This window comes from Cellulomonas carbonis, from assembly GCF_014636275.1.
GTDB classification, from domain to species: domain Bacteria; phylum Actinomycetota; class Actinomycetes; order Actinomycetales; family Cellulomonadaceae; genus Actinotalea; species Actinotalea carbonis.
In genome coordinates, this window is the sequence record NZ_BMEB01000002.1 from 1 (window position 1) to 14,225 (window position 14,225).

The 14,225-nt window shown below is 73.9% G+C and carries 15 protein-coding genes; 7 read left to right on the forward strand and 8 right to left on the reverse strand.

Annotation, left to right across the window (positions count from 1 at the left end; translation table 11 throughout):
* Positions 1-1,021 precede the first annotated feature (1,021 nt).
* Positions 1,022-2,017, reverse strand: coding sequence for a helix-turn-helix transcriptional regulator (locus IEV86_RS05335; protein WP_043607143.1), 996 nt, complete (start codon positions 2,015-2,017; stop codon positions 1,022-1,024).
* Between the two features lie 92 nt (positions 2,018-2,109).
* Between IEV86_RS05335 and IEV86_RS05340 the strand changes: the two genes are divergently transcribed.
* Positions 2,110-2,847 carry an alpha/beta fold hydrolase gene (locus IEV86_RS05340; RefSeq protein WP_043607146.1) on the forward strand — a complete coding sequence of 246 codons (738 nt, stop codon included), beginning with the start codon at positions 2,110-2,112 and terminating at the stop codon, positions 2,845-2,847.
* A gap of 67 nt (positions 2,848-2,914) precedes the next feature.
* On the opposite strand, the gene IEV86_RS05345 is transcribed toward IEV86_RS05340, so the two are convergent.
* Entirely contained in the window at positions 2,915-3,103 is a 189-nt protein-coding gene (locus IEV86_RS05345) for a helix-hairpin-helix domain-containing protein (RefSeq protein ID WP_043607148.1), read from the reverse strand.
* A 94-nt stretch (positions 3,104-3,197) separates the two neighbouring features.
* On the opposite strand from IEV86_RS05345, the gene IEV86_RS05350 reads away from it, so the two are divergent.
* The 4 genes from IEV86_RS05350 to IEV86_RS05365 all read left to right on the forward strand — a co-directional run bounded on the left by IEV86_RS05350 (position 3,198) and on the right by IEV86_RS05365 (position 5,468).
* Positions 3,198-3,800 carry a hypothetical protein gene (locus IEV86_RS05350; protein ID WP_043607150.1) on the forward strand — a complete coding sequence of 201 codons (603 nt, stop codon included), beginning with the start codon at positions 3,198-3,200 and terminating at the stop codon, positions 3,798-3,800.
* Positions 3,801-3,866: 66 nt separating this feature from the next.
* Complete coding sequence (locus tag IEV86_RS05355; protein WP_052426255.1) at positions 3,867-4,814, forward strand: alpha/beta fold hydrolase; 948 nt, start codon at positions 3,867-3,869, stop codon at positions 4,812-4,814.
* Between the two features lie 187 nt (positions 4,815-5,001).
* A complete protein-coding gene (locus IEV86_RS18085; protein WP_268235192.1) occupies positions 5,002-5,124 on the forward strand; it encodes a hypothetical protein in 123 nt (40 codons plus the stop codon).
* Positions 5,121-5,468: a type II toxin-antitoxin system HicB family antitoxin gene (locus IEV86_RS05365; protein ID WP_043607155.1), complete on the forward strand. Its 348-nt coding sequence runs from the start codon at positions 5,121-5,123 to the stop codon at positions 5,466-5,468. Before IEV86_RS18085 ends, IEV86_RS05365 begins: the two co-directional genes overlap by 4 nt.
* An 82-nt stretch (positions 5,469-5,550) precedes the next feature.
* Here IEV86_RS05365 and IEV86_RS05370 read toward each other — a convergent pair whose 3' ends face one another.
* Complete coding sequence (locus IEV86_RS05370) at positions 5,551-5,907, reverse strand: hypothetical protein (protein ID WP_043607157.1); 357 nt, start codon at positions 5,905-5,907, stop codon at positions 5,551-5,553.
* A gap of 64 nt (positions 5,908-5,971) precedes the next feature.
* Here IEV86_RS05370 and IEV86_RS05375 point away from each other — a divergent pair, with 64 nt between their 5' ends.
* Positions 5,972-6,412 carry a VOC family protein gene (locus IEV86_RS05375; RefSeq protein WP_043607159.1) on the forward strand — a complete coding sequence of 147 codons (441 nt, stop codon included), beginning with the start codon at positions 5,972-5,974 and terminating at the stop codon, positions 6,410-6,412.
* A 3-nt stretch (positions 6,413-6,415) separates the two neighbouring features.
* On the opposite strand, the gene IEV86_RS05380 is transcribed toward IEV86_RS05375, so the two are convergent.
* On the reverse strand, positions 6,416-6,994 hold the full coding sequence (locus tag IEV86_RS05380; RefSeq protein WP_043607162.1) for a dihydrofolate reductase family protein: 579 nt from the start codon (positions 6,992-6,994) through the stop codon (positions 6,416-6,418).
* A 308-nt stretch (positions 6,995-7,302) separates the two neighbouring features.
* Here IEV86_RS05380 and IEV86_RS05385 point away from each other — a divergent pair, with 308 nt between their 5' ends.
* A complete protein-coding gene (locus IEV86_RS05385) occupies positions 7,303-8,031 on the forward strand; it encodes a hypothetical protein (protein WP_229734505.1) in 729 nt (242 codons plus the stop codon).
* On the opposite strand, the gene IEV86_RS05390 is transcribed toward IEV86_RS05385, so the two are convergent.
* From IEV86_RS05390 to hutU, 4 genes are all read right to left on the reverse strand, one after another.
* Positions 7,997-10,147: a DEAD/DEAH box helicase gene (locus IEV86_RS05390; protein ID WP_043607164.1), complete on the reverse strand. Its 2,151-nt coding sequence runs from the start codon at positions 10,145-10,147 to the stop codon at positions 7,997-7,999. The two genes, IEV86_RS05385 and IEV86_RS05390, sit on opposite strands and share 35 nt — an antisense overlap.
* A 301-nt stretch (positions 10,148-10,448) precedes the next feature.
* Complete coding sequence (locus tag IEV86_RS05395) at positions 10,449-11,468, reverse strand: arginase family protein (protein ID WP_052426256.1); 1,020 nt, start codon at positions 11,466-11,468, stop codon at positions 10,449-10,451.
* Entirely contained in the window at positions 11,465-12,604 is a 1,140-nt protein-coding gene (gene hutI, locus IEV86_RS05400) for an imidazolonepropionase (protein ID WP_043607166.1), read from the reverse strand. The genes IEV86_RS05395 and hutI overlap by 4 nt, the downstream gene beginning before the upstream one ends.
* Before the next feature lie 10 nt (positions 12,605-12,614).
* Positions 12,615-14,207: a urocanate hydratase gene (gene hutU / locus IEV86_RS05405; protein WP_052426257.1), complete on the reverse strand. Its 1,593-nt coding sequence runs from the start codon at positions 14,205-14,207 to the stop codon at positions 12,615-12,617.
* Positions 14,208-14,225 lie beyond the last annotated feature (18 nt).

Here is a 14,225-nt window from a genome sequence, read left to right on the forward strand (position 1 = left end):
TCGCTCATCAGCCCTCCTGTGGGCATCAAGAGCGACCATCCTCCCCAAGCCCGACGAGCTCCGGAAGTGTCAACGACCCGACGGGGTCCTCGTCACGAGCGGCCAACACGTCAGCTGCTTGGCGCAACCCGAGCTCCGGCGGGACTCGGGCGCACACGTCTTCGGCGGAGCGCTCGTTGTGGTCTTCCTCCGCGACGCACCCGGCACAGACGCGGATCCTGGTGGCGAGGGGATGCAGTGCCCACGCATGACCGCAGGACCCGCAGTCTCCGGCGTCAGCCATCATCAGCGAAGCGTCCCACGCCCGGTGCTCGACCCCACGAGTGCTGGACGGCAGGCTGGCCTTCAGTCGCGCTCGCGCGGTGCCGATGACCCGAGCGTGTTAACCGCTCAGAACCCGGCCACCCGGACGTGACCGAGCGCTCCACGCTCCTGCGCGCGCTTCGGGTGCCGTGGCTCGAGTACGGCTTGGTGTTGGTGTTCTGGAGACCCGGTGCCCGGATCCTTGAGCCGTCATGGGTCGCGGCGGACTGGCGCGGCGGGGAACTCAGGTACAACGCGAGAGTGCAGCACCTTCTCTTCGCGTTTGTCACCGGCGCCGCGTTCTTCGTGACGTTCCTGGTCCAGGTCGCCCTGGAACTGTCCGGCATCCCGCCGCGACAGCCGGTTCTGCGCTCACCTATCCGTACGCGGCCGCCCTCGTCTTCGCGTCGTATCACGCGGCAGCCGCCATCGCCGTCGGAGGCGGCCACGATAACCATCGATGGCCATGGGCCCGCAGTTTTGTCAGCGACGCGTGCCTGCTCGCCCTCACCGTCACCTTCGTCACGCTCACTTGACGACTTCGCCCGCCGGTGGAGTCGGCGCGCTACCAAACGCCCGGATCTGCCGCGCTGAGGGCGGCTGCGCTCGCCCGGATCTGCCGCGGACCGCGCGCCTGCCGATCGGTGGATGTGGAAGCCGTCTGCCTCATCTCCGAACGGCTCGTCGCAGTCCGCCAGGAGAGTGCGGCGAATCTCGCTCACGTACTCCGAGCACCAGCGTCGGCGCCCCCGACGACGCCCCGCTCAGCACTGACCCGCAGCCGCTCCGACAGCGCGAGCACCTCGTCGCGCAGGGCGTCCGGTGTGATCACCTCGAAGTCCCAGCCGACCCCGGCCAGCATCCGCGCCATGCCGTCGAGGCGCTCGGCGCGCGTCTCGAGCAGCACGCCGTCGGGGTGCTCGCTGAGCCGCCCGACGCTCGGGGGCAGCCGCTCGCTCGCCTCCGCGACCGTGGTGCGCAGCACGACGGTGACCTCGTGCGCCCACCCGACCGCCGCGATGCCGGACGCGACCTGCGCCCTCGCGTCGAAGTCGTCGGGCACGACGTACGAGCCGTCGCCCGGCCGGACGGACGCGATGCGGTCGAGGCGGAACGTCCGCACGTCGTCCCGGACTTGGTCGTACCCGGTCGCGTACCACCGGCCGGAGTGGAAGACGAGCCCGTACACGTCGAGCTCGCGCTCGGACTCCCGTCCGTCCCAGGCGGTGTAGGCGATCACGACGGTGCGCCGCGCGTGCGCGGCTGCGGCCAGAGCGAGCAACGTCTCCACGCCGGCGGGGGCGCCCGGCCGCTCAGGCGTCGTGAACTGCGCCGTCGACAGCAGGCTGTCGAGCCGCCGGCCAAGAGCCTTGGGCAGGACGCGCGACACCTTGGCCAGCGCGCTCGCCGTCGCAGCGCCGTCGGTTGTGGCGAGCCCGGCGCGCTCCGCGGCCCGCAGGCCCAGGACGACGGCGACGGCCTCGTCGTCGGTGAGCATCAGCGGCGGCAGCTTGTAGCCCGGTGACAGCCGGTACCCGCCGTACCTGCCCCGCTGCGCGTGCACGGGGATCCCGAGGTCGGCGAGGTGTTCGGCGTAGCGCCGGACGGTCCGCTCGTCGACCCCGAGGCGCGCCGCCAGGTCGCCGACGGTGCGCTGCCCGCCCGCCTGGAGCAGCTCCAGCATCGCGAGCACGCGCGCGGTGGGACGGGCCACGGCTCCTCCTCCGGCTCGGACGGGACCGGACCCGAGAATCTGCCATTAATACCGGGCGGATCCTGCCCGCAAACAAATCTAGCGTGGCTCCCATGACCACCACCTACGTCCTCGTCCCCGGCTTCTGGCTCGGCGCCTCGGTGTGGCGCGCCGTCGCCGACGCGCTGCGCGAGCGCGACCACGTCGTGCACGCCGTCGACCTCTCCGGCATGGGCGAGCGCGCGCACCTCGCCTCACCGGAGACCGACCTGACGACCCACGTCGACGAAGTCGTCCGCCTGCTCGAGGAGCACGACCTGCACGACGTCGTCCTCGTCGGCCACAGCTACGGCGCGCTCGTCACGACCGGTGCGGCCGACCGCGTCCCCGAGCGTGTGGCCCGACTGGTCTACGTCGACTCCGACCCCCTGCCGGACGGCATGGCGCAGGCCGACTTCGAGGGGCCGGACGCACGGGCCGCCAACGAGGACCTGGTCAGGACGCACGGGAAGGGCTGGAAGCTCCCGCCCCCGCCGTGGGCCGCGCTCGCCGCCGACGTGCCCGAGGTCGACGACGACGCCGTGGCCGCGCTGGTCGAGGGCTCGCGGCCGCAGCCCTGGCGCACCGCCACGCAGCCCGTCGCGGTCACGGGCGCCTGGCAGCACCTGCCGCGCACGGGCGTGCTGTGCTCCTTCGGCCTCGAGCAGCTCCGGCAGATGGCGCCCTACGCGCCGGTGTTCGCGCACATGGTCGACGGCGACTGGACGTACGTCGAGCTGCCGACGTGGCACTGGCCCATGGTGAGCCGACCGGCGGAGCTCGCGGAGGTCCTGGACTCCGTCGGGCGCTAGACGATCGCCGTCGGGCCCGGCTCGGCCGAGCGCGCCGCTGCCCGGGCCGACACCCGCCTGGGTGTCGTCACGGCACGAGCTCCACACCCTGCTCGCGCAGCGCCCTGATCGCCCGCGGGCCGACGCCGTGGAGTGCGAGCAGCGTCTTCTCACTCGCTCCGTCGAGGTCGGCGGGCGCGTGGTAGCCGGCCGCCTCGAGAGCACGCGCGGCCGGACGACCGACCACCTCCGGCAAGGAGCTCACGTCTTCGGGCATGCCACTCAGCATCCCGACCTCACGGTCGTCTCGGCAACGGGCGGGCGCTCCCGCCTCCTGTTCGGTCGGCAGGTCCCGCCCTACAGTCGATCGCATGGGCGAGGCAGCCATCACCGTGGACGGCCACCGCATCGAGCCCCTCACGCCCGAGACCTGGGACGCCTTCGCGGACCTGGCGGAGCGGCACAACGGGGTGTGGGGCGGCTGCTGGTGCACCTACTTCCACCTCTACCCGGACCCGGCGGAGGAGCGTCGCGCGCTCGGCCACCGAGAGTTCAAGCGGCAGTTCGTCCTCGCAGGCCTGGCCCACGCGGCGCTCGTGATCGACGACGACGAGGCGGTCGCCTGGGCGCAGTACGGGACGGTCGAGGAGGTGCCGAACATCCACCACCGCAAGCAGTGGGAGGCGGAGACCGTGCAGCGCCCGGACTTCCGCATCACCTGCCTGTTCGTGGACCGGCGGTTCCGGCGCTCGGGCATGGCGAGCATCGCGGTGCGCGGCGCGCTCGCGCTGATCGCGTCGGCCGGTGGCGGCCTGGTCGAGGCCTACCCGCACGAGCTGCCGCCCGGGAAGAGGACGTCGTCGTCGTTTCTCTACAACGCGACCCGGACCATGTACGAGCAGCTCGGGTTCGAGTACCTGCGGCCGAAGGGCAAGGGCAACTGCGTGATGAGCACGCGGATCCCGGCCGCGTAGACGCGCCCGCTCGTCGCCGTCGCCAGGGTCTGGAGAGGTGCTCGGGCCCGGAGTAGCGTCCGCCTCATGCAGTCGTCCGACGGCGACAGCGGCACTCCCATCGGGAGCACGGCGCTCCCGACGCTCGACGGCGTCGGACACCGGTTCGTGGACCTGCCCGGACTGCGCGTGCACGTGGCCGAGGCCGGGTCCGGGCCGCCGGTGCTCCTGCTGCACGGCTTCCCCGAGCACTGGTGGGGCTGGCGGAAGGTGCTCCCGGCGCTGGCCGAGCACCACCGCGTCATCGCGCCCGACCTGCGCGGCGCGGGCTGGACCGACGCACCGCCCGACGGGTACACCGAGGAGCAGCTCGTCGCCGACGCCGTGTCGCTGCTGGATGCGCTCGGGCTGGACCGGGTCGACGTCGTCGGGCTCGACATCGGCGGCATCCTGGGCTTCCGGCTGTGCCTCGCGCACCCCGACCGGGTGCGGCGGTTCGTCGTGATGGGTGCACCACACCCCTATCCGGCGCTCTCCGGGTGGCTGCTCGTGCGGGTGCTGCTCAACGTGTGGCGCCTCTGGCCGCGGTTCGCCGTCACGCTGCCGGTGCTCGGGCCACGGCTGGTCAGCCGGGGACGGCAACGGCTCGCGCGGCACATGCTGCTCGGTGACGCGCCCGACGGGGCCGTGTGGTCGGCCGCGGACATCGAGACCTACCTGGGCCGCCTCCGCGACCCTGCGCGCGCCCGTGCCGCCGTGGCGCTGTACCGGGCGCTCGCGGTGACGGCGTCGAACCGTGCTGCGCGGGGGGCGTACCGCGGGACGCGGCTCGTCACGCCGACGCTCGGGCTCTACGGGGCCGTGCTCGTCGAGGACGACCGCGACGCGTCGGGTCACCCTCGCCTCCTGCTCGGGTACGAGCCGTACGCCGACGACATGCGGATGGTGCACGTTCCCGGGACGGGGTACTACCTCGCCGAGGAGCAGCCCGAGGCGGTGGTGCGGCACGTGCTCGAGTTCTTCCACGACGGTTGAGCGGCGTTCATGCTGCTCACCACCGCCACCGGTCCGGTACTACCCGTAGTACCATGGCTCCGTGCCGTCGGTAGCGAAGGTCGTCGCAGCGATGCGCGCAAACCCCCGGAACGTCCGCTACGACGACCTGGCGAAGGTGTGTGAGCACCACTTCGGTCCACCGCGAACGGGTAGCGGGACGCACGCAGTGTTCAGGACCCCGTGGCCCGGCGACCCACGGGTCAACATCCAGAACGACCACGGGCAGGCCAAGGCCTACCAGGTCAGGCAGGTACTCGCCGCGATCGACAAGAAGGAGGCGCGGGCATGAGCACCACCCCGCACATCGACATCACCCGATACACCTACCGGGTCACCTGGTCGGTTGAGGACGACGAGTACGTAGCCACTTGCCTCGAGCTTCCCTCGCTGTCCTGGCTCGCCGACAGCCAGGAGGACGCCCTGCACGGGATGCGCGACCTGGTCGCCGAAACCATTGACGACCTGCGCGCCAACGGCGAGCGCGTGCCTGAACCGTTGTCCTCGCGGGCCTACTCGGGCAAGTTCAACCTACGCGTCGGAGAGCACCTGCACCGCAAGCTCGCGATCGAAGCCGCCGAGGAGCACGTGAGCCTGAACCAGTACGTCGTCCGACGGCTGACCAACGCGTCCTGAGGCGCGCGCCCGGGCCTTGATCCGACCACGTGACCGGCGACCCACCTGTTCTGTCGCCCGCTGCCATCCCGCCGTCGTCCGCCTACGCGATGAACCCCGTCGAGCCCTGGACGGCACCGAAGGCGAGCACAGCCACGACGACGAGGACACCGAGGGCCGCCTTCGTCACCCAGGCCCACCGACGTCCGAGACCTACCGTCACGGCGAGGACCAGCGCGTACGCGACGGCGACGACGGCCGTCCAGGCCACGCCGGCGGCTTCGCGATCGGCCGCCGCGCATCCCTGGGGCGGCGGGTAGATCGCCACGCAGGCCGCCTCCATCGGGACGGCGACGACCCAGATCGCGGCGACCGCCGCTACCGCGACAGCGGTGGCGAGCACGACCGAGCGGGCCATCCGGAGGGCGGGCGCGGTTTCCGCCGTCGTCGGCGCGGTCATGCGCCCACGGTAGTCGGCGCAACCCTCCGCGCCGCAGACCGTCGGCGAGGAGCACGATGACCTCATGCCCCACGTCATCCGCTTCGACCACGTCGGCATCACCGTCGAGGACCTCGACCTCGTCACCGACTTCTTCGTCGCGCTCGGCCTCGAGGTCGAGGGCAGGACGTTCGTCGAGGGTGAGTTCCTCGACACGGTCTGCGGCATCCCGGACTCGCGCACCGAGATCGTCATGCTGACGACGCCCGACGGCGGGACGCGCCTCGAGCTGGCCCGATTCGTGCGGCCCGACGCGGTCCCCGGCCGGCCCGCGGCGATGGCCAACGAGCTCGGGCTGCGCAACGTCGCGTTCGAGGTCGACGACCTGCAGGCGGCCGTCGACCAGGTCGCGAGCGAGGGCTACGGCCTGGTCGGCGGCATCGGCGAGTACGAGGGCATCTGGCGGATGGCCTACGTCCGTGGGCCCGAGGGGATCGTCGTCTCGCTCGCCGAACGCATCGGCTGAGCGTCACGCACCGCCGTCCGCCCGGCCGCGCACCGCGTACCGCACCGTGACCGCACCGGCCCCCAGCTGCCGCTGGTCCAGCAGCTCGAGGTCGACGCGCATCCCGCGCGGGAGCGCGGGCTTACCCCCGCCGACGACGACCGGGCACAGCACCAGCACGCACTCGTCGACCAGCCCGTGCCGGAAGGCCTCCGACCCCAGGGTCGCGCCGCCGACGCTCAGGTCGCCCTCCGACGACTCCTTGAGCCGGCGCACCGCCTCGGGGTCGAACCGCCGCTCGAGACTCGTGCGCGCCGTCGAGACCTCCGCGAGCGTCGTCGAGTAGACGACCTTGTCCGCGTCGCGCCAGATCTGCGCGTACTCGCGCACGACGGCCGGCTCGCCCACGAGCCAGTCGTCGTCCTCCCAGACCCGCATGGCCTCGTACATGCGCCGGCCGTAGAGCGACGTGCCGATGCCGCGCTCGTGCTCGTTCCAGAACGCGTGGACCTCCTCGGTGGGCACGGACCAGTCGAACGACCCGGCCTCGTCCTCGAGGTACCCGTCGAGCGACGCGTTGGCCGCGTAGATGAGCTTGCCCATGGGTTCCGCCTCCGCCTCGACGAGTGCCCCAGCGTCCCGCGCGGTCGGCGGCGCGACAAGACCGGTCGACGCGCCCGGCGCAGATACCTCGCTGGTGGGTGGCGGCGTCGTCGCCCACGCCCCGAGGGTAGGTCGCCGTGCCCGCCCGCGCCCCGAGGCTGGGTGGCCGTGCCCGCACGTGGCGCAGTTGGATCCACACCGACGCACAGGGCCCACCGGCGGGTGCAGTTGCCCGCGCGAGGCGCGGCTGGATCCACCCACCCACCCCGGCGTGCACCGCCCCGACCTGCCCGTCCTATCGTCGGGTGGTGAACCCGACGGCTCTCCTGACGGCACGCGTGCGCGCGCAGGACGGACCGGGCTGCGAGCTCGTCCAGGACGGGTTCCTCGCCGAGCCCGTGTCCGCGTGGACGAGCCTCGCGTTCGTCGTCGCCGGCGTGGTGGTCCTCGTCCGCGCGCGGCGCGAGGGCCACCGTGCGCATGACGCCGACACCTCCGACCACCGCCCCTCGGCCCGACCACACCCGCTCGCCGGCTACGCCGCCCTCGTCGCCGCCGTCGGCATCGGCTCGTTCGTCCAGCACGGCCCGGACCCGGTGTGGTCGGACCTCGCGCACGACCTCCCGCTGCTCGTCGTCCTCGCGTACGTCGGCGCCGACGCGGCCGCCGACCTCACGGGCCGACGACCTGCCTGGTGGTGGTGGGCGGGCCCGACGCTCGCGCTCGTGCCGCTGATCCTCCTGGCGCCGCGCGCGGGTGACCTCGCCCAGGTGGGTGTCGCCGTCGTCGCCGTCGCGCTCACCGTGCGGCGCGCCGTCATCCGCCCGCGTCAGCGGCGACGCATCGCCACCGCGCTCGCGCTGCTCGCCGTCGGCGGCACGGTGGGCACGCTCTCGCGCGCGGGCTGGCCCCTGTGCGACCCGTCGTCACCGCTCCAGGGCCACGCCGTCTGGCACGTGCTGGCTGCGACCGCCCTCGTCGTCCTCGCCCCGACCATCGGCCTCAGCTCACACCCTCCGCCGCGAGCGCGTCGGTGAGCAGCGAGACGAGCGCCTCGAGCTGGACGTCCGTCGACGACGACGCGTCCTCCTCCGCCGCGCCGTCGAGCGCGCGGGCGGCGAGCCCGGACTTGGCGTCGATGAGCTCGGCGATCTTCGAGTCGATCGTCTGCGCGGCGATGATCCGCCACGCGGTGACGGGCTCGTCCTGGCCGATCCGGTGGATCCGGTCGATCGCCTGGGTCTGCTCGGCGTCCGTCCACGACAGCTCGGCGAGCACGAGGTTCGACGCGACCTGCAGGTTGATCCCCACGCCGGCGGCCATGAGCGAGCACACCGCGACCTGCACCTCGGGGTCGTTCGTGAACGCCGCGACGTTCTTCTCGCGCGCCTTGGGCGTCTGGTCGCCGCGGATCGACGCGTACTTGATGCCCCGGTCGGCGAAGGTCTCCTCGGCCTGGTCCATGACGTCGACGTGCTTGGCGAAGAACACGACCTTGCCGACGTTCCGTGCGAGCTGCGCGGTGTAGTCGGCCGCGAGCCCGGCCTTGGCCTGGCCGATCCGGCGGACCATCGTGAAGACGTTCTCGCCCTTGGCCTTCGAGCTCGAGTCCTTGAGCTCGGCCGCCGCGACCCGGCGCGCGAGCCCGAGGTCCAGCCCGTCGACGACGACGGCGTCCGTGCGCGCCTCGAGCGCCGCGCGGTACCGGCTGACCAGGCGGCTCGCGAGCGCCGCCTCCGCCGCGCGGATCGAGCGGCCGACCGCGCCATCGAGCTCGACCGGCAGGTCGGCGACGCGCCGCGCGGGGATGTCGGCGGCCACGTCGGCCTTGCGGCGCCGCACGATCCCCATGTCGATGACGGTCGAGCGGGCCGCGGCGTAGAAGCCCGGGTCGGCGGGCGTGAGGCCCGTCTCCTCGAGCGCGGTCATGAGCCGGCCGAGCGGCTTCTCGTCGTCGATCCAGCCGAGGTACTGCCAGATCGCGCGGAAGTCCTCGATGTCGTTGATCAGCGGCGTCCCGGTGAGCGCCATCATGAGCGGCCGCGGCGTCCGGTCCCGGATGCGGTCGGCGATGGACAGGACGTGCTGCGAGCGCTGCGAGCGCTTGTTCTTGATGAAGTGCGCCTCGTCGACGACCATCCCGCGGAAGCCCAGGTCGCCCAGCCACCCGACGTGCCGGTCGAGGATCTCGTAGTTGACGATCACGACGTCGGCGAACGCGTCGACCTGCTCGCCGTCGCCGTGGACGACGGTCGCGCGACGGTGCGGCGTCCACATCCCGACCTCGTGCGCCCAGTTGGTCTTGACGACGTTCGGGGCGACGACGAGCAGCGGGTACGCGTCGGCGGCCTGGGCGGCCAGCAGCGCCTGGGCGGTCTTGCCGAGCCCGGGCTCGTCGGCGAGCAGGAACGTGCGGTGACCGCGCGCCGTCGCCGCCACGACCTGGGCCTGGTGCGGCATGAGGGCCCGGCCGTGGGCCGTGGCGACCGAGCCGGCCTCGGGCATCGCCATGCACGCGGGCGCACCGGCGTCGCCGTACTCGAAGGACCGGAACAGCGGCTCGAGGAGCTCCCACCCGGCGAGCCGGCGCGGCCGCGCGAGCCGCTCGGCCGCGGCCTCGAAGTCGGGTGCGAGGAACGGGTTGGCGCGCTGACGCTGCAGGACCGAGACGGGCACGACCTGCTCCGACGTCGTGGTGGACGCCGTCGTCGGCGGGGGCGCGGGCGCCTCGACCTCCTCGGGCGGCTCGAGCCCGGCGTCGCGCATGAGCGACGCCTTGAGGGCCCGCGCGGTGTCGGACACGCGCGCGTCCTCGGCGAGCAGCGAGAGCAGCGACGTGTCGCGTGCGGCGATCTTCGCGAGCAGCGTCGCGACGCCGTCGAGCCGCTTGAGCTCCTGGGTCCGCTTGGCGGTGCCGAGGCTCTCGTCCGCCATCACGCGAGCACGCTCCTCGCGCACGAGCAGCGCGACGACCTGGAACTTCACGCGCACCGCGGGGCGGGCCGGCTGCCGCTGGACGGCGCCGTCGACCTCACGAGCGACGTCCACGAGCACCGGGATGAGTCCCTGCTCCCCGGTGCGCGGTGCCCGACGGCGCTGCGCGCCGCCCTCGGCGCGCGTGCCACCGGACCGGCGTCGGCCTGGACGTGCCACATCGTCTCCTTCGCAGCGTCCGCACCGCGGTCGCGGCACGGCGGGCCCATCGCGCGACGGCCGGCAGGGGAGCCGAGCCGGTCGGGCGTCCGGAGCGCACACGCTCCGGGCCGGCCGGTGCCGGGCGCTCCGCCCGGGCCGTCAGGCCACCGCGGGGAGCGCTCGACGCGCCACGCGGCTGCCGTGCTCGCGGTGCTGGTCGCACGGGGACCGACGTCCGGGTGGACCGGCCACGCGGGTCGGGCGGTGCCCGACCGACGGAGGACCTGGGGCGTCCCGCCGGACGCCTCACCTGAGTCTGTCAGTCGCGGGGGCGCGCGTCACGTCGGGCAGCGGAGGCGTCGGTCACGATCGAGGTGACGGTGGCCTGGTCCTCCGGCCGCCGCCGCGCCGCGAGGCCGGCCGCGACCGACAGCAGGCACATCGCGGCGAGGTCCACGGTGACGCCGGTCGGGTCCGCGGTCGCGTCGACCTCGACGACGTCGACCGCGCGCACCCACGGGTGCCGCCCGGCCTCGACCGCGGCGTCGAGGAGCTCGCCGGGCAGGACACCGCCCGGCCGCGCCCCCGCGCAGCCCGGCACGAACGTCCGGTCCACGACGTCCACGTCGAGGTCGACGTAGACCGCGTCGCACGTCTCGGCGAGCCGGTCGAGCTCGCGCCGGACGACGGCACCCACACCCGCGGCACGCGCCTCACCCACCCCGACGACGCGCACGCCGTGCTCCTCGCACCACGACCGGTAGGCGCGGCTGTTGGTGAGGTCGCCGATCCCGACCTGCACGACGTGCTCGCCAGGCAGCCCGTCCTCGACCAGACCGCGCACGGGCGTCCCGTTGGTCGGCCCGACGTGGAACCCGCGCACGTCGTGGTGCGCGTCGAGCGTGAGCAGCCCGACGCGCGCGAGGTCCGGCAGGAGCGTCCGCAGCGCGGGGCGCGTCACCGCGTTGTCCCCACCCAGCAGGACCGCGACGTCGTGCACGGGGAGTCCGCGCAGGCCGTCGTCGACGGCGGTCAGCGCCTCGTCCCCCGCGAGCGCCGCGACGGGGAGGTCGCCGACATCGTGCACCGCGACCGCCTCGAGGTCGACGTCGAGCCCCGCGTGGAACGTCGCGAACCGCCGCAGCGCGCGGCGGACCGCGCCCGGTGTCTCGTGCGCGCCCGACGGCGAGATCGACGTCCGCGACAGCGGCACCCCGACGACGACGAGCCGCGGCCCGCCGTGCTCGCGACCGCCCGAGCCGCCCGATGCGCCCGCAGCGCTCCCGCCACCGCGCGCGAGCCAGTCGGACGCCCGCGGCCACCGCGGGTCCTCGCTCACCGGGCCACCTCCCCACGACGGATCACGCGGTGCACCAGGTCCACGCCGGGTCGGTAGGCGAGGTGCACGGGCGACGGCGCGTCGAGCACGACGAGGTCCGCGCGGGCCCCGACCCGCAGGTGCCCGACGTCGTCGTCGCGCAGCGCCGCGGCACCGCCGAGCGTCGCGGCGCGCAGCGCCTCGAGCGGCGTCAGACCCAGCTCACGGCACGCGAGCGCGACGACGAACGGCATCGACGTCGTGAAGCTGGTCCCCGGGTTGCAGTCCGTCGCGAGCGCGACCGTGACCCCGGCGTCGACGAGCCGCCGGGCCGGGGCGTACGGGGACCGGGTGCTGAACTCCGCGACCGGGACGAGGACCGCGACGACCCGCGCGTCACGCAGCGCGGACACGTCGTCGTCGGTCAGGTGCGTGCAGTGGTCCGCGCTCGCGGCGCCGAGCTCGGCCGCGAGCCGCGCACCCGGGCCCGGGCCCAGCTGGTTGGCGTGCACGTGGACGTCGAGCCCGCGGTCCTGACCCGCGCGCAGCACGCGGCGGCACTGGTCCTCGTCGAACGCCCCCTCCTCGCAGAACGCGTCGATGGCCGTCGCGAGCGGCGCCACCTCGTCGAGCATCGGTCCGCAGACCAGGTCGACGTAGGCGTCCGCGTCGCCGTCGGGCACGACGTGCGCCCCCAGGAAGGTCCGGTGCTCCGTGACCCGCGCGGCGACCTCGAGCGAGCGCCGCTCGTCGTCGACCGTCAGCCCGTACCCGGACTTGACCTCGATCGTCGTCGTCCCGGACCGCAGAGCCTCGGCCGCGAGCGCGCGCGCCCGGGAGAGCAGCTCGTCGTCGGACGCGGCGCGCGTCGCGGCGACCGTCGTGCGGATACCGCCCGCGGCGTAGGGCGCTCCCGCGAGGCGCGCCGCGAACTCCTCCGAGCGGTCGCCCGCGAAGACCAGGTGGGTGTGCGCGTCGACGAAGCCGGGCACGACGCACCGCCCGTCGGCGTCGAGCCGCTCGCCCGCCGACGGCGCACGCCCGGCCGGACCCGTCCACACCACCCGACCGCCGTCGACGACGACCGCCGCGTCGTGCAGCACGGGTTCCTCGTCCCACGTGACGAGGGTCCCGATCCGGTCGACGACGAGCGCCATCAGGGCCTCCTCACAGCATCGGCATGTCGATGCCGCGGTCCCGCGCGACGCCGCGCGCGATCTCGTACCCGGCGTCGGCGTGCCGCACGACGCCTGTCCCCGGGTCGTTGGTGAGGACGCGCTCGAGCCGCCGCGCGCCGTCGACCGTCCCGTCCGCGAGCACCTGCGCGCCGCTGTGGATCGACTTGCCCATGCCGACGCCACCGCCGTGGTGCACCGCGACCCACGCCGCGCCGCTCGCGACGTTGAGCAGTGCGTTGAGGACCGGCCAGTCCGCGATCGCGTCCGACCCGTCGCGCATCGCCTCGGTCTCGCGGTACGGCGAGGCGACCGACCCGCTGTCGAGGTGGTCGCGACCGATGACGACGGGTGCGCCGATCCGCCCGCTCGCGACGAGCTCGTTGAGGACCGCGCCCGCCTCGGCCCGCTCGCCGTAGCCGAGCCAGCAGATGCGCGCGGGCAGCCCCTGGAACGCGACGCGCTCCCTCGCCAGGGGGATCCACCGCTGCACGTACGGGTTCGACGGGAAGGCCTTGAGCAGCGCCTCGTCCGCGACGGCGACGTCCGCCGGGTCGCCCGAGAGCGCGACGAGCCGGAACGGCCCGATCCCCTCGCAGAACAGCGGCCGGATGAACGCGGGCACGAACCCCGGGTAGGCGAACGCGTCGTCGTACCCGGCCTCGCGCGCCTCGCCGCGCAGGTTGTTGCCGTAGTCGAACACCGCGGCCCCGGCCCGCGAGAACCCGACCATCGCGGTGCAGTGCTCGACCATCGACGCCCGCGCGAGCGCGACGTACGCCGCCGGGTCGGACGTGCGCAGCGCCGCGGCCTCCTCGAGCGAGAGGCCCTTCGGCACGTACCCGTTGAGCGGGTCGTGCGCGCTGGTCTGGTCGGTGACGACGTCGACGTGCTCACCGCGCGCGAGCAGCGCGGGCAGGGCCTCGGCCGCGTTGGCGACGACGCCGACCGACAGCGCACGCCCCGCAGCCGCCGCCTCGCGCACGCGGCGCAGACCGTCCTCGACCGAGTCGGCGATCTCGTCGAGGTACCGCGTCTCGGCGCGCCGCCGGACGCGCGCAGGGTCCACGTCGAGGCACAGCGCCGTCCCCCCGTTCATCGTCACGGCGAGCGGCTGAGCGCCGCCCATCCCACCGAGCCCCGCCGTCAGGACGACCTTGCCGCGCAGCGTCCCGTCGAAGCGCTGCTCCGCGAGCGCCGCGAACGTCTGGAACGTGCCCTGCACGATCCCCTGCGTGCCGATGTAGATCCACGAGCCCGCGGTCATCTGCCCGTACATCGTCAGGCCGAGCGCCTCGAGCTCCCAGAAGCGGTCCCACGTCGCCCAGCCCGGCACGAGGAGGCTGTTGGCGAGCAGCACGCGCGGCGCGTGCTCGAACGTGCGGAAGACGGCGACCGGCTTGCCGCTCTGCACGAGCAGCGTCTCGTCGTCGTCGAGCCGGCGCAGCGTGTCCTCGATGACCTGCAGCGAGCGGTGGTCGCGCGCCGCCTTGCCGCTGCCGCCGTAGACGACGAGGTCCTCCGGCCGCTCGGCGACATCGGGGTGGAGGTTGTTGCGCAGGCACCGCAGCGCCGCCTCCTGCATCCAGCCCTTGCACTCCAC

Coding starts and splice junctions, on each gene's coding strand:
- IEV86_RS05340 (WP_043607146.1), top strand. CDS start 2,110: ATGACCACCACCTACGTCCTCGTCCCCGGCTTCTGGCTCGGCGCCTCG.
- IEV86_RS05345 (WP_043607148.1), bottom strand. CDS start 3,103: ATGCCCGAAGACGTGAGCTCCTTGCCGGAGGTGGTCGGTCGTCCGGCC.
- IEV86_RS05350 (WP_043607150.1), top strand. CDS start 3,198: ATGGGCGAGGCAGCCATCACCGTGGACGGCCACCGCATCGAGCCCCTC.
- IEV86_RS05355 (WP_052426255.1), top strand. CDS start 3,867: ATGCAGTCGTCCGACGGCGACAGCGGCACTCCCATCGGGAGCACGGCG.
- IEV86_RS05365 (WP_043607155.1), top strand. CDS start 5,121: ATGAGCACCACCCCGCACATCGACATCACCCGATACACCTACCGGGTC.
- IEV86_RS05370 (WP_043607157.1), bottom strand. CDS start 5,907: ATGACCGCGCCGACGACGGCGGAAACCGCGCCCGCCCTCCGGATGGCC.
- IEV86_RS05375 (WP_043607159.1), top strand. CDS start 5,972: ATGCCCCACGTCATCCGCTTCGACCACGTCGGCATCACCGTCGAGGAC.
- IEV86_RS05380 (WP_043607162.1), bottom strand. CDS start 6,994: ATGGGCAAGCTCATCTACGCGGCCAACGCGTCGCTCGACGGGTACCTC.
- hutI (WP_043607166.1), bottom strand. CDS start 12,604: ATGGCGCTCGTCGTCGACCGGATCGGGACCCTCGTCACGTGGGACGAG.
- hutU (WP_052426257.1), bottom strand. CDS start 14,207: ATGCAGGAGGCGGCGCTGCGGTGCCTGCGCAACAACCTCCACCCCGAT.